The 24,233-nt window shown below is 43.4% G+C and carries 17 protein-coding genes; 10 read left to right on the top strand and 7 right to left on the bottom strand.

The window, feature by feature from the left end; all coding sequences use genetic code 11:
* Window positions 1-6: 6 nt before the first annotated feature.
* The 3 genes from ABD960_RS00480 to ABD960_RS00470 all read right to left on the bottom strand — a co-directional run bounded on the left by ABD960_RS00480 (window position 7) and on the right by ABD960_RS00470 (window position 4,410).
* Window positions 7-2,373, bottom strand: a complete 2,367-nt coding sequence (locus tag ABD960_RS00480; RefSeq protein ID WP_345328837.1) for an ABC transporter permease — start codon at window positions 2,371-2,373, stop codon at window positions 7-9.
* A 46-nt stretch (window positions 2,374-2,419) separates the two neighbouring features.
* The gene (locus ABD960_RS00475; protein WP_232179162.1) at window positions 2,420-3,097 is read right to left on the bottom strand and encodes an ABC transporter ATP-binding protein; all 678 of its coding nucleotides are present in this window, start codon (window positions 3,095-3,097) and stop codon (window positions 2,420-2,422) included.
* Between the two features lie 62 nt (window positions 3,098-3,159).
* Window positions 3,160-4,410, bottom strand: a complete 1,251-nt coding sequence (locus ABD960_RS00470) for an efflux RND transporter periplasmic adaptor subunit (RefSeq protein WP_345328834.1) — start codon at window positions 4,408-4,410, stop codon at window positions 3,160-3,162.
* A gap of 321 nt (window positions 4,411-4,731) precedes the next feature.
* Between ABD960_RS00470 and ABD960_RS00465 the strand changes: the two genes are divergently transcribed.
* Genes ABD960_RS00465 through ABD960_RS00455 form a run of 3 tightly spaced genes read left to right on the top strand, consistent with a single transcriptional unit; the run spans window position 4,732 to window position 7,678 of the window.
* Window positions 4,732-6,087: a sigma-54-dependent transcriptional regulator gene (locus ABD960_RS00465; protein ID WP_345328832.1), complete on the top strand. Its 1,356-nt coding sequence runs from the start codon at window positions 4,732-4,734 to the stop codon at window positions 6,085-6,087.
* A complete protein-coding gene (locus ABD960_RS00460; RefSeq protein WP_345328830.1) occupies window positions 6,077-7,423 on the top strand; it encodes a sensor histidine kinase in 1,347 nt (448 codons plus the stop codon). Before ABD960_RS00465 ends, ABD960_RS00460 begins: the two co-directional genes overlap by 11 nt.
* Before the next feature lie 54 nt (window positions 7,424-7,477).
* Entirely contained in the window at window positions 7,478-7,678 is a 201-nt protein-coding gene (locus tag ABD960_RS00455) for a YqaE/Pmp3 family membrane protein (RefSeq protein ID WP_345328829.1), read from the top strand.
* A 20-nt stretch (window positions 7,679-7,698) separates the two neighbouring features.
* Here the strand turns inward: ABD960_RS00455 and ABD960_RS00450 are convergent, their stop codons facing one another.
* Window positions 7,699-9,675 carry a sialate O-acetylesterase gene (locus ABD960_RS00450; protein ID WP_345328827.1) on the bottom strand — a complete coding sequence of 659 codons (1,977 nt, stop codon included), beginning with the start codon at window positions 9,673-9,675 and terminating at the stop codon, window positions 7,699-7,701.
* 363 nt (window positions 9,676-10,038) lie between these two features.
* Here ABD960_RS00450 and ABD960_RS00445 point away from each other — a divergent pair, with 363 nt between their 5' ends.
* Both ABD960_RS00445 and ABD960_RS00440 read left to right on the top strand, forming a co-directional pair.
* Window positions 10,039-10,665, top strand: a complete 627-nt coding sequence (locus ABD960_RS00445; protein ID WP_345328825.1) for a hypothetical protein — start codon at window positions 10,039-10,041, stop codon at window positions 10,663-10,665.
* A 133-nt stretch (window positions 10,666-10,798) separates the two neighbouring features.
* On the top strand, window positions 10,799-12,733 hold the full coding sequence (locus tag ABD960_RS00440; RefSeq protein ID WP_345328823.1) for a tetratricopeptide repeat-containing sensor histidine kinase: 1,935 nt from the start codon (window positions 10,799-10,801) through the stop codon (window positions 12,731-12,733).
* Here the strand turns inward: ABD960_RS00440 and ABD960_RS00435 are convergent.
* A complete protein-coding gene (locus ABD960_RS00435) occupies window positions 12,727-13,185 on the bottom strand; it encodes a 3-oxoacyl-ACP synthase (RefSeq protein ID WP_345328822.1) in 459 nt (152 codons plus the stop codon). The two genes, ABD960_RS00440 and ABD960_RS00435, sit on opposite strands and share 7 nt — an antisense overlap.
* 275 nt (window positions 13,186-13,460) lie before the next feature.
* A complete protein-coding gene (locus ABD960_RS00430) occupies window positions 13,461-14,480 on the bottom strand; it encodes an aldo/keto reductase (RefSeq protein WP_345328820.1) in 1,020 nt (339 codons plus the stop codon).
* Between the two features lie 80 nt (window positions 14,481-14,560).
* On the opposite strand from ABD960_RS00430, the gene ABD960_RS00425 reads away from it, so the two are divergent.
* Window positions 14,561-14,878 (top strand): hypothetical protein, encoded by a 318-nt coding sequence (locus ABD960_RS00425; protein ID WP_345328818.1) that lies wholly within the window; start codon window positions 14,561-14,563, stop codon window positions 14,876-14,878.
* Here the strand turns inward: ABD960_RS00425 and ABD960_RS00420 are convergent.
* Entirely contained in the window at window positions 14,875-15,855 is a 981-nt protein-coding gene (locus ABD960_RS00420; protein ID WP_345328816.1) for an acyl-ACP desaturase, read from the bottom strand. The two genes, ABD960_RS00425 and ABD960_RS00420, sit on opposite strands and share 4 nt — an antisense overlap.
* A 551-nt stretch (window positions 15,856-16,406) precedes the next feature.
* Between ABD960_RS00420 and ABD960_RS00415 the strand changes: the two genes are divergently transcribed.
* The 4 genes from ABD960_RS00415 to ABD960_RS00400 all read left to right on the top strand — a co-directional run bounded on the left by ABD960_RS00415 (window position 16,407) and on the right by ABD960_RS00400 (window position 23,309).
* Window positions 16,407-17,753 (top strand): sensor histidine kinase, encoded by a 1,347-nt coding sequence (locus ABD960_RS00415; protein ID WP_345328815.1) that lies wholly within the window; start codon window positions 16,407-16,409, stop codon window positions 17,751-17,753.
* Between the two features lie 16 nt (window positions 17,754-17,769).
* On the top strand, window positions 17,770-19,851 hold the full coding sequence (locus tag ABD960_RS00410) for a cellulose biosynthesis cyclic di-GMP-binding regulatory protein BcsB (RefSeq protein ID WP_345328813.1): 2,082 nt from the start codon (window positions 17,770-17,772) through the stop codon (window positions 19,849-19,851).
* Between the two features lie 63 nt (window positions 19,852-19,914).
* Window positions 19,915-21,759 carry a glycosyltransferase gene (locus ABD960_RS00405; RefSeq protein WP_345328812.1) on the top strand — a complete coding sequence of 615 codons (1,845 nt, stop codon included), beginning with the start codon at window positions 19,915-19,917 and terminating at the stop codon, window positions 21,757-21,759.
* The gene (locus tag ABD960_RS00400; RefSeq protein ID WP_345328810.1) at window positions 21,756-23,309 is read left to right on the top strand and encodes a hypothetical protein; all 1,554 of its coding nucleotides are present in this window, start codon (window positions 21,756-21,758) and stop codon (window positions 23,307-23,309) included. Before ABD960_RS00405 ends, ABD960_RS00400 begins: the two co-directional genes overlap by 4 nt.
* Window positions 23,310-24,233 lie beyond the last annotated feature (924 nt).

Below are 24,233 nucleotides of genomic sequence, written 5' to 3'. Positions count from 1 at the left end.
GATATCTTACTCGCTTCGCAGGCTTTTAACAGGGTTGCTTGTTGCCGCCTTTAAGGTGTTTAATGATACTACCACCAATGTGAGCAGCAGTATGCACAGGCCTACAAAGCCAAATACCCATATGCTCATATCAACATGATAAGCATACTTTTGCAGCCAGTTGTGCATCAGGTACCAGGTTACGGGCACGGCGATTATGAAAGCCAACCCAACCAGTTTTAAAAACTCGGTTGATATCAGCATGATCACCTGTTTTACCGATGCGCCCAGCACCTTGCGTATACCAATCTCACGGAAACGTTTTTCGATAGTGAATGATGCCAGTCCGGCTAAACCAAGGCAGCAAATAAATATGGCCAGCCCGGCAAATATGTTGGTAATGCGGCTAATGAGTTCCTCGGTATAAAACTTGGCTCCGTACTCCTGGTCGGCAAACTGGTACTCAAATAAGTCGTCAGGACTATATTTATTATAAACAGACTTGATGGAAGCCAACGCCTTTTTAGGCTGTACGCCATCATTTAGCCTGATGTTAATCATATTCAAATTATTGTTATTGCCGCTGCGATAATAAGTCATCATCGGCCTTACGCTTTCATAAGGCGAGGTCATCACAATATCATCGGTAATACCGATAACGGTGTATACGTTAGGGCCATAGTTCATTTTCATCCCTACCGGATTTTTAAGGCCCATTGCTGCTACAGCCGATTTGTTTAGCAGCATGTTTGATGAGTCGGCCGGCGTACCATCAAAATCACGGCCCTGGAGTACTTTAACCCCAAGCGTTTTACTGAAATTAACATCAGTGTACATGCCTGAAAAAATGATCTGCTCGCCCGCCGGTTTGCCTGCATAGTCAGGTCCGCCAGATAACCACCAAATATTTGTAACAGGCGAAAACGTACGGTTAACGGCCTTTATCATGCCGGTTTGCATCAGCTCGTTCTTAATTACATCATAGTTGCGGTTTGTTGAGCCGGTGCTCGGCAACATGATCAGGTTGTTAGCGTTGTAACCGGCGTCGCGGTTCTTAACGTGCTGTATTTGCTGGTAAATAATAATGGTTGATGATATCAACAGTATCGACATTACAAACTGCCCTACCACCAGTACCCTGCGCGGCGTTACCGCCCCCTTGCCTACCTGTATACTGCCTTTTAATACCTTAACCGGGTTAAATGATGACAGGTAAAGCGCCGGGTAACTACCTGCGGTAATACCGGTGAATAAAATAATAATTAAAGCGCCCAGCCAGAGCTGCGGTTCGCCGATATTTAATAAAAGCTGCTTATCTACAAGCTGGTTAAACATCGGCATCAGCGCTATCACCAGGATTACCGAAAGCACAAAAGCGATCAACGACAATATCATCGATTCAGCAAAAAACTGAATTACAAGTTGTTTTTTATCAGACCCTAAGGTTTTACGGATGCCTACTTCCTTCGCCCGTTTCTCGCTACGGGCGGTGCTCAGATTCATGAAGTTTACGCAAGCAATAAGCAAAATAACCAGCGCGATGATGGAAAACAGGCGTACATATTCTATCATGCCACCTACGTTTTTACCGTCCTTAAAATCGTGGTACAGGTGCCATTTGCTCATAGGATACGCGAAGTAGGTGCTTACCTTTTCATTAGGATTATGCTTTTTCATCACCCCATTTATAATGCGGCTAACTTCAGCTTCGGTAGTGCCCTCTTTTACTTTAATATATACACGCCACGATGAATTTACCCATTCATTCATATCCTGCTTGGCCTGCGGCGAAGAATAGTTGATCGGTATCAAAGCATCAAAACGTACGGTTGAATTGCCTGGAGGATCTGCTACAACCGCGCTTACCTTTACCGACTGATCGTTGTTCATTTTCAATGTTTTGTTGATCGCGTCAGCATCGCCAAAAAATGCCTTGGCGAATGATTGCGTGATAATGATTGATGAGGGATCCTTAAGTGCCTGCGCGGCATTACCTTTTACAAACTTCCACGTAAATACATTTAAAAAATCCTCGTTCACATATAATACATCACGCTTTAGCTTGGCGTTGTTCAGGTTAAAGAGGTTGCTTTGGGTTTGGGTAGTAACCGCCGCCTGCTCAATATTAGGGTAACCTGTTTTAAGCGCAGTAGCCAGCGGGAAAACCATATTTTCATCAGTGAAAACGTTGTTCTTGAAATCGCGCGTGGCCACGGCCTGGTAAATATTGCTGTAGCCGGTATTAAATTTATCGAATGATACCTCATCCTTCACCCATAAAAAAATAAACATGGCACAGGTTATACCTATGGTGAGGCCCAACAAATTGGTAAAAGCGAACCCCTTGTTGCGCACAAGGTTTCGCCAGGCTATTTTAAGGTAGTTTTTGAACATGTTTATTGTGATTTAAAGGTGATTGTTTTGAGCTTTTGGTTGCGTGTTATATCATGATGTTTTCCATTACGGTATGGCCATCCAGCAGGCGGATAATGCGGTGGCTGTAGCGCGCATCGTGCTCGGAGTGGGTTACCATTACAATGGTGGTACCTTGTTCGTTCAAATCAGTTAACAGCTCCATTACCTCGTTACCGTTGCTTGAGTCGAGGTTACCGGTAGGCTCATCCGCCAGTATCAGTTTAGGTTTGTTAACCACCGCGCGGGCAATGGCCACACGCTGTTGCTGACCGCCAGATAACTGTTGCGGGTAGTGGTTACGGCGGTGCATAATCTGCATTTTGTCCAGCACTTCTTCAACCCGCTTGGCGCGGTCGGCCGCGGCTACGCCCGTGTAGATCAACGGAAGTTCTACGTTTTCAAATACCGTTAATTCATCAATCAGGTTAAAGCTCTGGAAAACGAAACCGATGTTATGCTTACGCAGATCGGCACGTTTACGCTCGCTGTAATGGGCAATCTCGGTTCCGTTAAAAACGTAGCTGCCGCCATCCGGGTCATCCAGCATGCCGATGATGTTCAGCAGGGTTGACTTGCCGCAGCCCGACGGACCCATGATGGCTACAAACTCACCCTTTTTTACTTCGAGCGACAGCTTGTTAAGCGCAACCGTTTCAACTTCTTCAGTACGGTAAAACTTTTCGAGATCAGTTATCTTTATCATTTTTTCCTCCTTAACCACGTGGTGGTTATTAATTGTGATTGTTCAGTTTATAATATTTTTTGTTAGTTCTTCAATACCAGTTCCTGCATATCGCCGTAAGTGTCATAGCTTGATGTTACCACCTTATCGCCTGGCTGCAGGCCTTGCAGTACTTCGTAATAATCCGGGTTTTGGCGGCCGAGCTGCACATCCACGCGGTAAGCCGTTTTGCCACCCTCGCTCAGCTTAAATATCCAGTTGCCGCCGGTTTGCTGGTAAAAGCCACCCTTAGGTACCAGCAGCGCCTGTGTTTCATCGCTCAGGGCCAGGCGTATTTGCAAGGTTTGGCCGCGGCGCATCTCTTTAGGTATGGCGCCAATAAACTCCATATCAACCTGGAAGCGGCCATTGGTAACCTGCGTAAACACTTTTTTAATACGCAGTTTATAGGTTTTATCCAGTGTGAACTCTCCCATCAGGCCATTGTACACGCGCGAAATGTAGTGCTCATCCACGTCAACCCGAACCTTATACCCGGATAAGACGTCGATTTGCCCCAAACGTTGCCCTTTATTTTTGGTCTGCCCTATTTCGGCATCCATCGAGGTGAGCTGCCCGTCAACCGGTGCACGAACGATCAGGTCGCCTACCTTTTTACGCATCAGCGCCAGCGTGCTCTTCATGTGGTCGTATGATTCACCCATCTGCGTTAACTGCTGTTTGGTTGAGCTGCTGTCCTGGTTCAGAATTTTGGTGGTCAGCTTTTTACGGTTAACGGCATACAGGTATTCGTTCTCCGATTTTTTAAACTCCTGCAAGCCAATGGCTTTTTGCTCGTAAAGGTGTTTATTCAGTTTAAATACACGCTCGGCTTCTTTTAGCGCGCTTTCAACTTCGGCCATCTGATTCAGTTTGCCGATTGTATTCTGTTGGGCGTTATCGCGTGATATTTGCATTTGGGTAAGCACGTTGAATACCGAGGTTTCCTCATTGGCCAGGCTAAGTTCAAGATCGGTATTGGTTAGCTTTAAAATCGGCTGGCCGGCTTTCATGGTGGTACCGTCTTCAACAAAAAGCTTCTCTACACGGCCGCCTTCAACCGCATCAAGGTATATCGTGGTTTTAGGCATTACCACGCCGTTAACCGGTATAAATTCCTGGAAAGGGCCCTTCTTTATCTCGCTTACAGTGATACGCTCGGTATCAACATTAAGCTTGCTTTTGCCCGATGTAAAATAGATGCTACCGCTAACCAGCAGCACTATGCCTGCTATACCGGCTATGGTAGTTATACGCTTAGCATTCCACTTCTTTTTCTCAATTTTTCTGTCCACTGTGATATAAATGAATTTACACTACCTAACAAAAACATGTGCCACAAATTAAAAATCTGAATTACAACAACTTAAGCTAAATATAGCTAATAGCTGCGTACGCTATTGTTACATCAGGTGTACGTTATTGATACAGTGCGCGCAAAGGCTAAAAACAGCAATATTCTGTTTATCAATAAGTTGAATTTATGGTTGGTTTGTTGCCCGTTCTGAGCATATAATTTAGCTTAAAAAACGGCGAAATACAATGCTAATTGATTAACGGCATTTTAAGCGATCGATATTTTATTTACCTTAACATCATATTCAGCATTGGCACAAATGATATTAAAAAAGGCAACCATCCTTATCGTTGATGATGATCCGGATGTGCTTACCGCGGTAAAGCTATTGCTTAAAACCGAGGTACACGAGATTATTACCGAGAAAAACCCCGAAAACCTGAACTGGCTTTTGCAGCGCAACCAGGTTGACCTGGTATTGTTAGATATGAACTTTAACAGTGCCATCAATACCGGCAATGAGGGTATTTACTGGCTGCGCAAGGTAAAGGAATGGAAGCCCAACGTATGCGTTATCATGATTACGGCGTATGGCGATATCGATCTGGCGGTACGATCCTTAAAGGAAGGCGCCAATGATTTTATTGTAAAGCCCTGGCATAACGAAAAGCTGATCGACACCATCACTGACCTGCTGGACAAGAAAGAAGGCGACAAAACCAATAAGCCTGTAAAAAGCAAAGCCGGATCGACAGATATACTGGGCGATTCGGAAATTATGCAAGACATTTTCCATAAGGTAAATAAAATAGCCCCAACCGATGCCAATATATTGATACTGGGCGAAAACGGAACAGGTAAGGACTTAATGGCAAAGGCCATTCATGAGCGCTCGTTAAGGGCGAACAAGCCTTTTGTTAAGGTAGATGTGGGGGCACTTACCGATACGCTTTTTGAGAGCGAACTGTTTGGCCATAAAAAGGGCGCATTTACTGATGCCCGCGAAGATCGCCCGGGACGCTTTGAGGATGCGCACGGCGGCACTTTGTTTTTAGACGAAATTGGCAATATTACCCTGCAACAACAGGCCAAACTGTTAACCGTGCTGCAAAACCGGCAGGTAACCAGGCTGGGTACCAACAAACCTATTGATATTGACATCAGGTTAATTTGCGCCACTAACGTACCGCTGCAGGAACTGGCTAATGAGAACCGCTTCCGTAAGGATTTGATTTACCGTATAAACACAGTAGAGATCACCATGCCGCCATTGCGTAAACGCAATAATGATATTGTGGTACTTGCCCGGCACTTTGCCAAAATGTATGCATCCAAATACCTTAAGCCTGCAATGGACTTTGAGGCCGCAGCTTTACAAAAACTGAAATCGTACAACTTTCCGGGAAACGTGCGCGAGTTGCAGTACTCCATAGAGCGCGCGGTTATTATGGCTGATAATGATACGCTGAGTGCTGATGACCTGTTGTTTTCATCACTGGAGGCGCCTGTTCAGCAGACTACCGAAGGCGATGATAACATTCCGCTAAGCGCTATGGAAAAAAATGCCATACTCCGGGTAATTGAAAAACACAGCGGCAACATAACCCGTGCAGCCAAGGAGTTGGGTTTAACCCGTACCGCCCTGTACCGCAGATTGAGCAAGTATGATATTTAACCGCTACGAATGGCGCCTGGTGCTGCGGGTATTGTACCTGTTTGCCGCAGTTACAGCAACGGCGTTTGTGCTGGTTAAAGGCCAGTACCCGTACCTGATAATTACCGGACCAGCGGTGATCTATTGTGTTTTCAGCATGATATCTTTCCAGCAAAAAGCGCAGCAGGAGGTAAATCAATTTGTTGAGTCGATACACTATCGTGATTTTTCGCGCCACTTTGATGTGCACCGCGCACCCGACGAGTTGAAACCCTTGCGCAAAGGCTTTAATGATATTAACACCACGTTCAAAGTAATCAGCCGCGAACGCGAAACCCAGTACTATTACCTGCAAAAGATACTGGAACTGGTTGATACGGGTATTCTGTCGTACGAAGAAGAAACCGGTGAAACCGGCTGGATAAACGAGGCTTTTAAAAATTTGCTGGGCATACCCTACCTTAAATCCGTACACTCCTTAGAAAAGCGAGAAGAAGCGCTTTATAAAGATATTATTAAACTAAAGCCGGGTGACAGTAACATTGTCACTATCAGCCGTAACCAGCAGCTGATTAAAATTTTGGTTACCGCGAGCTTGCTGCGCAGCGAGGGCAAGCTTTATAAACTACTTGCCTTTCAGAATGTAAGCGAGGCCCTGGACGAAACGGAATCAAAGGCCTGGCAAAAGCTGCTGAGCGTAATGACGCACGAGATCATGAATTCGGTTGCGCCCATATCATCATTGGCCGATACCCTGAAGAACCGCCTGAAAAGCCCGGAGATAGCAGGCAGCCCGGTAAGCAGCCAGTTAGAGGACTTGGAGCTGGGTATCGACACGATAAAAAAACGGAGTGAGGGCTTATTGAAGTTTACCGAGAGTTACCGTAACCTCAACAAAATTACCCGGCTCGACCTGGAAAAAGTATTGGTGTGCGACCTGTTTGAGAACCTGAACAACCTGATGCAGCCATCGCTGGAGAAAAAAAACATTGAGCTGGATATTATTCTGCGCGATCTGTCATTAGCCATTGAGGTGGATGTAAACCTGATAGAACAGGTGCTGATCAATCTGCTGGTAAACGCCATTGAAGCGGTTAAGGATCAGAAAGAGCCGGTGATCACGCTATCTGCCGAGACTACAGCCAATAATAAGATCGTGCTAAAAATATCTGATAACGGAATAGGCATGCCACCCGAACTGCTGGATAAAATATTCATCCCGTTTTTCAGCACGCGAAAAACGGGCAGCGGCATAGGGCTTAGCCTTTGTAAGCAAATTATGTTGCTGCACAAGGGCAGTATTAAGGTACAATCGGTTGAAGGCAAGGGTTCAGCATTTTTGCTGCAATTCAATTAAGCGGTGTAACATTATGGCGGCAGCACCGTCATATTATTATAAAACTTAAACACCATGCGTTACTTTCTTTGCATCATATTTCCGCCGCTTGCCGTGTTTACCACCGGCCGATTAGGCGCTTTTATACTCAGTATAATCCTTACCCTGTTCTTCTGGATACCGGGTGTTATACATGCCATACTGGTAACTAATGATTATTACGCTGCCAAAAGGCACCGCCAGCTGGTTAGGGTAATGCGGTACAGCAGGTTTTAAAACCTGCTGTATTTAAGCATTTATTTTTTACCGAAGGTGATACCCTGCCAGTCGTCCGTACGGAATGGAGAGGCTGGCAGATCATCGGCATTATATAAATTACAGTCCGGGTTATTGGCCCAACCGTACCGCACCGCTACCGGCGCGGCAACATCGGCGCTGCTCACAATTACTTTATTGCCCTCAATTCTGGCATCGGCCCAATAGAATTTTTTATCGGCACCGGCTATGGCGAAGCCTGTTGGTTTATCGCCCTTGGCTTTTAAACCGGTAGCATTACTAAAAGTCAGTTCCATGGCATTGCCTTTTACTTTTGCTGATGAATATACCGGGCCCGAATAAGTTACTTTTTCGCCATAGTTTTTTGCCCGCGCAATAAGCGCTAACCTGCGCCCTACCTCTTGCTTGTTAGCGGGGTGTATGTTAGCAGCATCGCCTATATCAATAGTTACAGCCATCCCGGTATTGGGTTGCTTCAACGTCATCAGCTGTGCTTCGCGCAACTCGGCCCAGGCCGATTCAACCGGCATTTTATCTTTAGGCATAAAAGCTGCCAGTTGCACAAAATAAAACGGGAAGTTGCCCTGCCCCCATTTACCGCGCCAGTTATTAATCAGCAACGGAAACAGCGTGCGGTACTGGTAAGCCCGGTCGGCATTACTTTCACCCTGGTACCATATGGCGCCTTTTATGGTGTAATTAATAATCGGGTTTACCATAGCGTTATACAATACCGTAGGGCGGTTTGGCCCATCGGCACGGTAAGGCATTGGCGGCATATCGCTCAATTTATTGATGATGTTATACTTCCATTCGCCACCTAAATTAAGGGCTTCGGCTGGTTTACCCACCGGAGCCAGGGTAACTTCGGCAGCATTGATACCGCCATCGCCGCCGGTATCAAATACTCTTACGGCAACTAAGTTTTCGCCCACTTTAACCAGCTTGCCCGGAATGGTGTACACCCGGCCTGCATTGTAAAGTTCATTATGCCCAACCTCAACGCCGTTAAACCAGGTAACATCCATATCATCAATAGTGCCCAGGTTTATTACCAGTTCTTTACCGGCCCATGCAGCAGGTACGTTAATCATTTTACGAAACCCTACTATGCCGTCAAAATTCGGCATGCCGTTCTTTTCCCAGTAGCCGGGTACTTTTATCGTCTTCCACTGGTCATCGTCAAAGCGGCTCCCTGTCCAGGGCAATTTTCCGTTTGTGTATGAGGGATCTTTTTTATCAATCAGCGCCAGCCAGGCTTTAAGTTCCGCATTGTAATGAGCCAAAACTTCCTGTTCTGCCGGACTGTTTTCCATCGCGGTTACTGCTGGAGCGAAGGCAGGCATTGTTTTAAGCGCGTCGCCACTTGTCCAGGCCTCGGCAATAGTGCCACCCCAGGTGGTATTAATTATGCCTATCGGAATGTGGGTATGCTGATAGATATCGCGGGCGAAAAAATAAGCCACAGCCGAAAATTTAAGGAATGTCTGCGGAGAGCATATTTGCCAATTGCCGCGGGTTTTAACTTCTGTTTGAGGCTCGATCCGGGTGATGTTCTCTATCTTTAGCATACGGATCTGCGGATAATCAGCTTTCGCTCTTTCCTGCTCATAATTTAATACGTCACCGTACATGGCTGTGGGTGTCATCTCCATGTTTGATTGGCCTGAACAAACCCACACCTCTCCTATCAATACATTATTTAGCTGAAGCTTTTCGCCATCGTTAAACGTAACATTATATGGCCCGCCATAAGACGGTGTGGTTACCTTTACCTGCCATTTTCCGGAAGCATCCGCCCTGGCAGTATATTCTTTTTTGTTCCATGAAGTACCGATAATAACATTAGCGCCGGGCGTGGCTTTGCCCCAAAGGTTTACCAGCGTTTTTTGCTGCAAAACCATATCATCAGTAAAACATGCAGGGAGCTCAACCTTAGCAAAAAGCGTAGTGGTGAAAAAAAGGAGAGCAAGCGGAAGGAAAATTCTTTTAATCATTTGGCAAAATTGGTACTGCCAATATATGTAAATTGTGGCAAAAGGAATAACGGGCAAATATTTCCCCAGCAAATTCCACATCGGAGAAATATTTACCCGTTTTTTGTTAAAACAATTTCACCATACGAAAACCATAAATAAAGGTTACGCCTTTTTTAAAACATATTGTTGTACATTTTTTTCACAATTCATCTAAAACATTTCGCATTGGTTATATAAAATGATATAATTTCTATTTTAAGGAAATAAAAAGCAATATATTTTCTCAAATATTAAAAATAACGATTTTAATAACTACCATTTCCGCTATGGTTAATTTACGCGTTTTTTTGGCATTGGACTTATCTTTGGATAATCTGTGGTATGAAACGAATATTACTAAGCGCCATAATAATCATTGCTTTTGCAAGCTGCAAAAAACTCAATGATGTTTTGCCTGAGTCGACCATACCAAATGAGCAAACAGTTACCAAACCGGCTACTGAAGATGATAAGAAACTCCTGGCAGCATTAACCATTACGCCGGTTATTAACCAACCAGCGGCACAGGTAATTAAAACCAGTGTTGAGGGCAGCAAACTTAACCTTGTTTTTAATGAGCAGGTTCAGTTGCTTATCAACAAGGAGCGTTACAGTAAATCGTGGTACATTATGTTTACCGAAGATTATACCGGTACTGCATTGCAGGGCCTGGATTATATCACCGTAACGCAATGGGGAACTACTGTGAAAAACTGGAAATCATACAACCTTAACCAGTTTGAAAAAACAGTTGCCGATACTACAATAGGCGGCAAAACGGTTGTTAATGTGAAATTTGCACGCAAGTTTACATTTTACAAGGAGTTCGATACTGCCGAGCAAGCTATTACCCAGCAGGAAGCGCTTGAAGGTAAAACACAAACCATCAAATTTGCTACCCGCTACGAACCTGATTCCGACAGCACACGCTTTTACAATGTATCGGCAAAAGTGATATTCAAAAAATAACTGATCTCATACCAACTCCTCATGCAGGGCGGCTTCCACACAAGCCGCCTTTGCTGTTTTGTGGCTAAAAACATAATTATTTGATTTTTTAAGCAGTTATTGCAACATTTGGCGTACCGCTGTAACCTATTGCATGAAAAAAGGATACTCCCTGCTTATTTTATTACTTACCGTTTTTAGCCAACAGGGATTTTCCGGGCAGGCAGATAGCTTGCGGCAGCAATACCAGAAAGCTAAGGTCAAAAAGAATTTTTACAGCGATACGGCAAACATCAATCTGTTAACATCCCTGTCATTAGCCCTGCGTACCGAGAATACCGATACCGCGCTGATGTACTCCAAAGAAGCCCTTAAGGTTGCGCAAAATACAAAGTATGATTTGGGCGAGGCAAACGCATGGGCAAGTATAGGCGGCACTTACTATGTTAAGGGTTCCTATTTCCTATCATTAGAGGCAGTTACCAAGCTCCTGGATATCAGCAGTCGCATAAACTATAAAAAAGGTATTGGTGACGCCCATCAGCTACGGGGGTTGATATACCTTGGCCAGGACGAATTCAAGGACGCCATCCGCGAATTTTTAAAAGCGCTTGCTATTTACCGGCAACTCGGCAATCAATTTAAAATAAGCCGCATGTTGTTTGATATTGGTTTGAGCTATGATGAGCTACGTGACTCTGCCAGGGCATTTCAGTATCTTAAACAGGCGCGCGCAATGGGTATAGCTACAAAAGACCTGCAGATTGTGGCCATGAGCTATAACCGCATGGGCGAAACCTATTATCATTTTAAGCAGTACGATACCGCCATTGTATACCATAACAAAGTATTGCGCGGCCGGTACCAGGATAAATGGGAGAACGCGTTTGCCTACTCGGGGATGGCGCAGGCCCAGTATGAATTAAAAAAATATCAGCAAGCGGTACAGAACGCTTTAACCAGTTTTAAACTGGCCAGCCAGGTAAACAGTTTATGGGATCAGGTGCGTGCGCTTAAAATATTGGGTAAGGCTTACGCTGCTACCGGTAATTTTGAGCGGGCTTATAAATACACCGCGCTGATGACGGCGTACAACGACAGCCTGCTAAACGACTCGAAAGAACGGAACATCAATTACCTGCACCTGCAGCAGCAGCGAACGGAAAATCTTACGCTTGAAAAACAGAACGAGGTAGAGCAGCAAAAAACACGTTTTAACTTGCTGCTGATGGTAGCCATTGGCGTAATAGCGGTGTGCATAAGCATTTTCGCGTTTATTATGAGCCGCAGCAACATCCAAAAAACCAACCTCAATACCAAGCTCGAACGCCGCAACAAATCCATTGCCAGTCAAAAAGAGGAGATCAGTATACAAAACGAGAAGCTGGACGCGCTGAACCATATCAAAAACCAATTGTTCTCGGTAATTAGCCATGATCTGCGCGGCCCTTTCGCATCTATAATGCAGACCATTGAACTTATTCGTAATGATGACCTGACGGATAACGAACGTGATTTTATTTTAGAAAATTTTTACAAACAGGTAGGGCAAATATCGGCCATGGTAAATAATCTGCTATTATGGGCAAACAGTCAGCTTGAGGGTAATAATACGCAGCCTGCCGACCTTGATGCTACAAAAATCATAACGGAAATTACCGGGGTTTCGGCGTACCTGGCAAACAGCAAAAAGGTGGCGCTGATACATGAATATGATGCGGCCAAACCTGTATTTGCTGATGCCGACCATTTAAAGATAATCATCCAGAACCTTTTAGGCAACGCCATTAAGTTTACATCTCAGGGCGGCACAGTAAGTATTTATTATAGTGATGATGCCGACTATCAGGCCATCCACATTAAAGATACCGGCGTAGGCATCAGCCTCGAAAAAATGGGAAAGCTTTTTAAAGTAGTAGGCAAAAGCATCAGCAATTACGGCACTAACCATGAGCAAGGCGCCGGTATCGGGTTGTTACTGATTAAACAATTTACCGAAGTTAATAAAGGCCGCTTAACCATACACAGCGAACCAGGGGTTGGCACCGAAGTAACGGTATATCTACCAAAATATAAGGCCGATCAATAAACTCCCGTTAACCGGTATTTTTTACCGTTAAGGATGAACTCATCGCTTTCGCGCTTGCCTTTTAATTGGGTGCCTATGGGCGATGCTGCAGAAACGGCTATATAACTGCTGCCATCATCAACCTGCAAAACGCCCGCACTTATGGCAATATAAAAATTTCCGTTATCCGTAGTTACAATGCTGCCGGCATCAGCTACGCCGGTTGAGTTTGGTGTAACAGCAATATGATTTAGAACTACTTTGAGTTTGTTGGCCTCGTTAAGCTGGGCCATGTTTCGGTCGGCTTCCTGCTGCGCCATAGCACGGCCGGTTTCATACTTATCTCCCGCACTGCTTTTGGTTTCATTATTCGCGGCTTGCTGCGCTTCGGCGATGGCCTCGCCGGCATTATCAATTTTTTGCTGTACGTAATTTAAACAAAGCGAATGCAGTTTAGCTTTCAGATCAGTCATTGCTATCAAGGTAAAAATAAGGTTTCAAGTATACCAAAAAAATAAGAGCCCCCTTGCACTCGCTGCCCGGGGACTCTCAACCTAAACCTTATCACATATGTAAGAATTGAACTTACATATCACTATAACGCACCTAAATGCGAAATAATATGCTAACATATTAAATTAGCCTTAAGCCGATGAATTTCAGCGGCTTATTTTTTCAAAAAATAGTTTACTGACATTTTATTAACTTGCTGTTACCTTATTTTACAGTTTACCGCAGCGCATACTTATCACCTTTTTTCAACCCGATCATAAAATCCGCCGAAGGAGTTAACCTTTACAGCCTCTTCGTTAAAAAAGTCGCCCGGGAATCCAAGCGGCACGGCGCTTACTTCATCAAGCGCTTTCAAATGCGCATCGGATAGTATAAGGTCGGTCACCTTCAAATTCTCCTGCAACTGCTCAACCTTGGTAGCACCTACAATCGGGATAGATGAAAACCCTTGCTGGCGTGTCCACTGTAAGGCTACATTGCCGGGTGATACACCTAATTCGTTGGCTATTTCAATTACTTTTTTGGTGATACGCACACTATTTTCGTCGAGGCGTTTGCTTTCCGGTTTTATGCGGCCTTGCTCGCCGCGCAGGTATTTGCCGGTAAGAGCACCACCGGCCAGGGGAGCCCATGGCGTAACAGTCATCCCGAAATGGGCAGCCATTGGAGTGAGCTCGCGCTCCGGGGTGCGCTGTAACAGGCTATACTCAATTTGCAATGCGATGAACTGGCTCCAGCCCATCAGTTCAGCCAGGGTATTTCCTTTGGCAACTACCCAGGCCGGGGTATCGCTTATGGCTGCGTAGTTAACCTTTCCTTGCCTGATCAGATCATCCAACCCGCGCAGCACCTCGTCAACCGGTGTAATATTATCCCATATATGCAGATAAAGCACATCAATAAAATCCGTTTTCAAACGCTTCAGGCTTTCCTCTACACTGCGCATCATGTTTTTGCGGTTATTGCCCGATGCATTGGGGTTTGTGCGGTTATCAAGCAGCGTATACTTGGTAGCCAGCACAAAATAATCGCGGTCATGGTTGCTGATGTATTCGCCAATTATCTTTTCGCTGGTGCCCAGCTTATAAATATTGGCGGTATCAATAAAGTTGCCACCGGCGTTGGCAAACGTATCCATAATGGCGAAGCTTGTTTGCTGATCGGCCCCCCAGCCGGCCTCCGTACCAAAACCCATGGTGCCTAAACATAGTTCAGAAACCTTTAAGCCCGAACGGCCCAATAATTTGTAATTCATATAAGCTGATGATTTGTGTAAAACATTATAAACCTGTGTAAAGTTGTATTATCAACAAAACTAACCCACAAAAGCAGGTTATGAAAATTATAAACACAGCAAAGCCGGTATTGATTGATGACTTGTACCAATATTTAAAGGCAAACCTGAACAGGCAGTTTGCCGATCACCGAAAGGTTGAGATTGATTTTGATATATTGAAGGACGGGCAGAGCATTGTGATACAAAAACCCGGTTTATACGACGGATTTTTATTTAAGCTAACACCCACAGGCAGCCAAACGCTGGAAGTAGCAAAATCAGAACATTACGTTGACGATGTAAACGCGCTTACCCTTGAGTCCGTTCTAGACGAGCTTTTTGTTAAGCACCTTGGCGCTACCGCACCACAGATTTAGCCGTTTATCCAGGTAAATTTATATTCGAGCATCGGGTTTTTCATACGCTCGGCCACGCGCAGTAAGCGCTCAGGCAATTTCATAATGTAATCGCGGGCTTTTTCTGCTTCGGCACTTAAATCGGTAACGCTTTCAATATGCCAATCCTCAATCAATTCCTTCAGGATATCCACATAATCAACAGCGGTATATATACCCAAACGCTGGGCAGCATCGGTAAAGTGGCCGAAGGTTTGGCCTATTTTAAGCCCAACCTCGCGTAAGAAGTGCGCCGGCATAACAATCTTTTTGCGCATCATATCCTCAAAGGCCAGCATAGCTTCACTCGCGTCTACCTCGAATATCTTTTCGATAAAGTATTTGTATGCTTTGGCATGGCGCGCCTCATCAGCCGCAATAACGCCACACATTTTTGAAAGCAGGGTATCGCCTTGTTTTTTAGCCTGCGATGCCACACGGCGGTGCGAAACGTTGGTAGCTAATTCCTGGAAGGATGTATAAATAAAGTTGCGGTACGGATCGGTACCGGTACCTATGTCAAACCCGTCAGCTATCAGGTATTGCGTTGATACCTCCATCATACGCATATTCACCCGACCGGAGAGGTAAAGATATTTATTCAGCAAATCGCCGTGACGGTTTTCCTCAGCGGTCCAGTAGCGGGTCCATTTCATCCAGCCACCCTCTTCATCTTTCGATACGCCGTCGACCATGGTCAACCACGATTCGTAAGTAGGAAGCGCCTCCTCGGTAATGGTGTCGCCTATCAATACCGCAATAAGGTCATAAGATAAACCCTGGGCGCTTTCCTGAAGTTCTTTTATCTCATTAAAAAAAGTATCTCGTGAAGAATCAGGTAATAAATCAGCAGGTTGCCAGATAGTATCTATCGGCTTTAAAAAATCATGCATCTTTTCGAGCATGTATTTTTCAATATGCTTCATTACTTCACTTCTCTTTTCTTCAAAAAATCTCATAATTAACAATTAGGGCGTAAAGTTAGCTAAATTAACTAACTAAACAGCATGTTTTTAAGTGGTGTGACTAACATCATTTTTAGCAAAAAACGCTACTGGCAGATGCTAACAAATGTTAACAGCAGGCAAATTTTTCCGCAAAACATGGAAAAATTACCCCGATTATTTATATAATCCCACCCCAGTTATGTTATAAGCCGTTAACTTATTATTTGTTGATAAAATAAATATCTTATAAATAACACTTGTTATATATACAAACCAAGTGCGGTTTAGTTTAACACAAGTTCTTAAACAAGCATTAAACATTGCTTTTTAGCTAAACACATGTATTTATTTATGTAATAAATAGGGCAAAGCCTTACAACACTAATCGGTTATAAGCATGATATACCTGCCGCATTACGGTTTCAAGCGCATACTCATTCACCTATTTGGAGTACTTTTTGTTATTGTGCAACTGTGAGCCCTGGCCAATAAACCGGTAATCATACTAACACGTTTATTATAAACACTAAACCTGTTACCCCCTAATTATTCAACTAAGCGTAATGTTTTTAAAGATCACCAAAGAGGAGTTCTCCAAAGAGGTTTTAAAAAAGGCCTGGTATCAAACCAATATAATCGTGTGGACGGTTATTTTTTTATACCCGCTTTTTAGCATCGTCGACTTTATATACGCAAACCAGTTCTGGGTAAGTTTTCTGATTGTGCGCCTAACCTCGGTTTTTGTGATCTACATGCTTTACAACTACTTTCAGGCACATAAAAAAAACTACCGTATACTGCTGCACGCGGTTCTTTTTATCCTCTCGATAACAACCGCGCTATTATGTAACCTCGTTAATATTGAATCCATAAACATTTATTTTTTGCTTTACGCCGCCATTATCCTGTTTTTTAACCTGCAGGTATTTTGGGAAGCGCTTAACTCTATTATCCAGGCGCTGGCTGCCTTTTTGTTTTTAGCGATATTTTTTAACGGCTTCAGCGAGTATACTATCGACCTGCTGGTAAATAACGGCGGCCAGTTCTTTTTCGTTATTGTAGTTATTTCAACCATTATTCCGCACGCGCGGTACAAAGTGCTTGTACGCGAGGTACAAGCGCAGATATTGATCGAAAAATCAAACGATCAGCTTAAAGCCCAATACCAGGATATCAATGAAAAGAACAATATTATTGATATGCAGTACGCACAGCTGCGCAAGCTTGATGAACAGAAGAACAGCTTTATAAATATTGCTGGCCACGACCTTAAAAACCTGATCGGTTCCATCATTATGAGTAACAACATGGTGAAAGAGGAAGATTACCGCCTAAGCAATGACCAGAAAGAATTTGTTGGATACATCACTGAGTCGGCCGAGAAGATGCAGTACATGCTGAACAAGCTGATGGACGTAAAAGAGATATCGTCGCCGGAGATCAAATTCAACCTGGAGATATTTGACGCAAACCAGGAAGTGCAGTATGTTTTTAAAGGCCTGCAGGAAACTGCCCACATGAAAAATATACACCTGATTGATAATATTTTGAAGTTACCGCTAAATGTAAGGCTCGACCGCGTGTTTACCGGCCAGGTTTTTCAAAACCTGTTATCAAACGCTATTAAGTTTTCGCAAACTAATAACAACATTAAGATAGTCACCAGCCTGCAACGCCAAAAATTCGTGTTCGAGATTATTGACGAGGGCATTGCCATAGGCCAGCAGGAGCTGGATATGATGTTCAACAAACTGAAAACCCTTAATGATGTGGGCGCGGTGCATGAAAGCAGGCTGGGCCTGGGCCTTTCCATCGCCAAGCTGATGACGCAGGAAATGGGCGGCGAGATTTATTATCGCAGTGATGATAACGGCAACTATTTCAGAATAGAATTTTACGCTATTAACTAATATACAATACAACCCGATGAAGAGAGTTTTAACCTTCTTAGCCTTTTTACTTGTACTATCAACCGCTGTAAGGGCACAGAGTATTGTGTCATTCAAATCAATGGGGCATCCGGATAATGCCATTTACGGCATGAACGGCGCAACATCCTACTTTTTGCGGATAAGTCCGCTGGTTGAGATGAACGGCAGCAAACTGGTGTTGTATTTTGAACCATCGCAGGCGCTGATCAAAGAGAACTCTTTTATCAATATCCTGATAAATGATCAGCCGATCATTAGTTCGAGATTGACACGTGACTCCATACAGAAAGTGGTTATCAACCTGTCGCGGAGTGATTTGTCGCCCGAAAAATATCTAAAATTACAGATCAAGACCGTCGCTACCATCAGTAACGATAAATGTCGCGACCTGGATAATCCGGCTATGTGGATCAAGGTAAAAGGAAACTCTTACCTGTCGCTCATCAAGAGCAATAAAAACTTTTTCAACAACGTAAACATCAGCAACTGCTTTGATTCAAAACGTGCTATTGTTTTCCCGAACAATCCATCACTGCATGACTTGAAAGCCGTGGCATGGGCTTACGCGCGCTTAAAGCGTACTTCCTCAAAAGAAATTCATGTTTATGAAGCAGGCAAATTACCCGACAGTGTAAAGAATTACATTATGGTTGGCGAGGTTTCGCAATTGCCGGAAGCACAACGTCGCTTGGTAAAGGTGAATCCGCAAGGCAGCCAGGGCATGCTTTACCTGCACAAAAGCATAACCAGCCTTACCGATACATTAACTACCATGGTTGATGTACGCGGTAAAAACGTACCGGTTAAAACGGTATCAACAAGCGTTGTACCTAATGAGATACTTTTTGTATCGGGCGGCGATGATACCGGTTACGAAAAAGCGATTACCGCCCTGGGTAATATGAATGTGCTTAACTCCACGTACGGCGACTACCTGCTGATAAATGATGCCCAAAACAGCTTCTTTCAAAACGTCGACGAAAGCCGGTCGAAGCTATCGTTAAAGCAATTGGGGGGCGCAAGCAACTTCATGTCGGGCATAGGTTCACTGAAAACCGTATACAACTTTAAGAACAGCGATTTTAGCTTTACACCTAAAGAGGTTGAGATACGTTTTGCCGGCATTTACAGCAGCCTGAACCCGGGCGACCGTGGCTTTTTCAACATCTATTTGAACGGGTTATTGATTAGCAGCGAAAAACTGGATGCATCGGGTAAATTAAACACCGCTGTAACCATTAACCGCTATCAGCACCACAAATACAATACGCTTGAAGCTGAGTTCAGGTTTTATCCGAGCAGCGGTAATTGTGCCAATAGCTTTACCAACTTCTTTTGCGAAATTGACGTTGATAAATCGTACCTGGCCTCAAAAAATCCGTTCATCACAAACGACCTTAGTTTCTATCAATATCCGGAAGCGTTTAACAGCGGTTCAACCCGCCTGATCGTAAGTAAAAACTATGCAAAGTATGCGGCCGCCGCTCTTGGTGAGATCATCTATGAGTTGAACAACAACATCAACGCAAACAACTTTCCTGAGATAGTTTACTCTGACGCTGTTGAGGCAGGCGATCTGAAGAAATACAACGTGGTAGCGCTGCTTTCAAAGGATGATAAACTGATGGATGATTTTCCGGATGCACCGATCAAGTTCAACCAAAAATTCCGCTTGTACAATGCTGAAAACAACAAGGTAGTTTATTCATTGTCTGACAGTGTATCAAACGGTTTGGCACAAATTTTTTACGGCCGCAGCAACAACGCAACCTTAGTGCTTACCGCTACGGGGAAACATCCGGCAGAGGCATTCCTGGCTGTATCACGCTCTATTACCGAGCAATTATCAACCCTTTCAAGCAACGTTTGTATTGCCGATGTTAACGCTAACAAATACCTGTTCAACATCAATAAGTCAAGTGAGAACCTGGAGTATGTAGATACCAAAAGCGGACTGGCGCAGTTTTGGGAAAGTTACAACCTGTACATTTTGTTAGGTATACTGGTACTTATCCTGGTATCATTTCTTTACGTGCGTTCACGGGTACAAAGCTCTCAGGATCTGTTTAACGAATAATTATAAAGCTTTAAGCCCGGTTACGCTTATCCTGTAACCGGGCAAACTTTTTCTATACATACAATGATAACCTCTGTTGCCGAGCTACTGATTACCGATGGTTTTATAACCCGGGCCGACCGTGAAAGCATTGAGAAGCTTTCGGCAACATTGGGGCAGGCTTTTATAAAAGTAGCACTCAACTTTGGTTATATTTCCCGTAAAAATTACGAGCGTTCGCTTGTAAACGCCGGAATCATTCTGAACGAGGTACGTGAAGAAAAGCACGATGCCGAGATACTAAGCAAAATAGAACTCAAGCTGGCCAATGATCATGTTGCGTTACCCTTGCGCGTGCAGGACGGCAAACTCATAACCTTAATGGCCGACCCTACCGATCAGCTATTTATTGATTTTGTACGGTTCACTTACGATATGGAACCCGAGATAATCGTAGCGTCAGACCTGGAAATTACCTGGATGAGCCATAGGTTGCTGGGCGAAAAATATGTTAAGTCGGCCGTTTTTGAACTGATGCACCGCGACCCCGCTAATTCAGCAAGGGTTACTTTTACATCCAAGCAGCTTATTTTTTTATTTGGATTGGTGGGCATCATTTGCGTAGGCCTTGTGCTTAACTTTAAAAATACCTCTATCACCATCAACGTAATATTGAGTTTCTTCTTTCTGATCGCCATATCGTTCAAGCTCTTTTTGGCGTTGGTGGGCTCAAGGTTTGAACTGCACCAGGCGGTAACAAACCAGGAAGTACGAGATGTAGTGACGGATGAATTGCCGGTTTACACCATACACCTTCCGGTTTATAAAGAGGATAAGCTAATTAAAAAGCTGATTTGGAACCTGCAGAGTATTGATTACCCGCGCGAACAGCTGGATATTAAATTGTTGATTGAAGAGGACGATGACAAAACCTTGAACGCGGTACGTAACCTGGATTTCCCAGCTACGTTCGAGGTAATTGTGGTACCATTCCATATGCCGAAGACCAAGCCAAAAGCGTGTAACTACGGCCTGCATTTTTCGCGCGGTAAATTCCTGACCATTTATGATGCTGAGGATATTCCGGATACGGATCAATTAAAAAAAGTTGTAGCCCTTTTTACTAAACTGCCGGAGCATTTTATCTGTGTGCAATGTTCGCTTAATTACTTTAACCGTAATGAGAACTTTTTGACACGCATGTTCACGCTGGAGTATTCATATTGGTTTGATTACATGCTGCCAGGTTTAGATACGCTTGATATTCCGATTCCGCTGGGTGGTACCAGCAATCACTTTAAAATGGAAAACCTGATAGAATTAGGCGCCTGGGATCCGTTTAACGTAACCGAGGATGCCGACTTAGGGGTGCGTGCCTATGCCAAGGGATATAAGATAGCGGTAGTAAACTCAACTACATACGAGGAAGCTAACAACGAGCCGTTTAACTGGATACGCCAGCGCTCGCGCTGGATAAAGGGCTACATGCAAACCTACCTCGTACACATGCGCGACCCGATAGCGCTCTATCGCAAGATCGGCTTAAAAGGGTTTTTAGGGTTCAGCTTTTTTATCGGCGCAACGCCCATAACCTTTTTGGTTTACCCGTTATTGCTCATCATATTTTTAAATTACATACTGTTTGACCTATCAACGATCCGTACACTGTTTCCGGATTGGGTGTTGTTTATGTCTATATTCAACCTTATGGTAGGCAACATCCTGATGATCTACGTAAATATGATGGCCGTATTTAAGCGCAGGTTTTACGAGTTGATATTATTTGCCGTAGCAAACCCGGTGTATTGGATGCTGCATTCGGTAGCGGCTTATAAAGGTTTGTACCAGTTAATAGTTAATCCTTTTTACTGGGAAAAAACCAATCATGGTTTAAGTAAAATGAGCAGCCCGGTTAACATTGTAAAATGATAAAGAGATCGACCTTACTTTTACTGATAACTGTTTTGCTGGGTGCTTACTACCTGGTATTAGGCGTGTATTTTAATAAGCTCGGCTATTACAATGCCGAGGCTTTATTCTATATCGAAAAATCGAAAATAGTTTTCGAGGGCTTGGGTAACAGGCTTAAAGTAATGGGCTTAACAGCACCCATTATTCCGTTTTACTCAACCTTTATTTTTACGAGTATAAACTACCTGTTGGCCCCAGTAATTGCGTCGGCCATAGGCACGGCAATTTTATTTTACCTGATATCGGCCACGTTATTAAAAACGGTGAAAGATAATTTTTACCTGGTGTTGCTTGTAGTATTGTTCCTCTTTCATCCCGGAATGTTGTATACCGCTACCGCCGGAAAGGGTATCTACCTCGTACTGACTTTCTTTTACTTATTCTTCTTAAATATCCTCAAGTTCTACCGATCAAATACTACCTATCACGTATCCTTAGCAAGTATGTGTTTGGTAACACTTACTTTTTGCGATTACCGGTTTATATGGCTTACGCTGTTCTTTATACCACTGGTATTGTCTATCACGCTGAAGAGTTTGAATCTGGGCGAGAAAGAATCAATATTCCGCTTGTTTTTAAGCTTTAATAACCCCTCGCTGCGGCGTAAGCTTATATCAAAAACCTTTGCGCTTTATATCATCATCTTTATCCTCCCAATAGCATCAATAGTATGTTATAAATTGTTGAACCTAACGCATGCCAATGATCTGAATTACTTTATTGAAAGCCCTTACGCCACCTGGAACGTATTGGTAGATAAGATAAATTTTGACGAGATAACAAGCAGCAACACCTATAAAATACCCGATTCAGCAGTTCTGCTATCGCTAAAAATGATCATGTATAGTCCGCTTATTTTGCTGGCACTTTATATGTACAGGCAGAATACCTACCAGGCATTAACACTGCTTACCCCATTTGCCTTCATTGAATTTTTAAGGTTAAAGTACGATAAGATTTATATCGCGCATGAGTTCTACCTTATATTTCTTGTATTGGCGTTGCTGTGTATCATATTCCGGCTGGAATCATTCAAGGATAAGAAAATGCTTAAGATTTTGATGGGAGCGGGCATGGCCATACAGATATTTACCGGCTTTTACTTTTTAAACCGTTCGCCTATCGCCGACGAACAGAACTTTATGGCTATGCTCAGCAAGCCTACTGAAAATAGTGATCAGGAGCAGAACCAGGATATAGCGAATTACATTAATGCCTTGCCCGACAATACGCTTATCATGACTGACGACGCGATAGCATACCCTATAGTTGCCTTTGTAAACAATATACAAAAACTGGTAATGCCTTATCAGGACAAGTTTTTAACTGCCATTGAAACGCCGAGGGGCTATGTAAGCTATATATTAGTCGCAAGCACTTCAAACCGGGCAAAGGGCTATACCCAACTTAATAATACCTATTTTAACTTTATGCGCAGTAACGACCCTGGGATGCTGGTGCAAAAGGTTTATGAAACACCTGATTGGGAACTGTATAGGATCAAGTAATAGTTTACCATCCTTTTAATCGCAAACATAAATCCATAATTTGGATATGAAGTGCCTTTCCTTATTAACAATTTCATCAGTTCTTATATTAATTACAACCCGTAATTGTAATCATAACAAAAACTTAACATCCCAATACATTCATTCTGCCAAGGTTTTATTGACTCGTTAGTTAACCAACATAGTTGAGATGGGTTATCACTATAAGCTTGCCTAAAAACTATAAAATTAAAGGTAGCAAAGGCGTGGACGTTGAAGTTTACTATTTTTCGTCATCTAATAAAAAAAACGCTATTTCTATCAGAGGCGGAATATATTAAGGATGCTCCGGGTAATTTTAACTATGAGCATTGCTTATCAATACACATAAAGGAATATGTCTTAGATGAGCCTTGCATTTGGCAAACAGATTCATGCAATAAAGTTGGTGTTCAAAGCAATTGTTAACGTTAAAAATCATTCCAGTTGGAATAGAAAAGTTCATTTATTCGGATTTGCTCATTCCAAAGTTAGATGTATAAACTATTGTATGTATTTGGAATTTTAAATTAAAGCTGGTCAATGAGCTTTAACTTAAAATAGATTGGTTGGCAGTAGTTAAATATTACTTATGAACTCAATTTTACTTGAAAAGAGCATAAAACGCAAAAAGCCCCTCTCATTGCTGAAAGGGGCTTTAGTAAAGTNGCGCCACTCTCATCGGGAGCAAGCTCCCGAATCCCGTCCGACTTGCATGTATTAGGCCTGCCGCTAGCGTTCATCCTGAGCCAGGATCAAACTCTCCATTGTATAATGTTTTGTTTGTTTTACCTGACTCTATTAACTCAATCAATAGAATCTGTAAATAATGTATCTTTTACAGTATCCCCCTGAAAACTTTATTGGTTCTCTTTTCAACCCGAACGGGTTGTTTTCATTGACAGT

Origin of the sequence: Mucilaginibacter defluvii (assembly GCF_039543225.1) — a bacterium.
Lineage (GTDB): Bacteria > Bacteroidota > Bacteroidia > Sphingobacteriales > Sphingobacteriaceae > Mucilaginibacter > Mucilaginibacter defluvii.
Note: the sequence above shows the minus strand (reverse complement) of the source record. Positions and strands in the feature narration are given on the sequence as shown.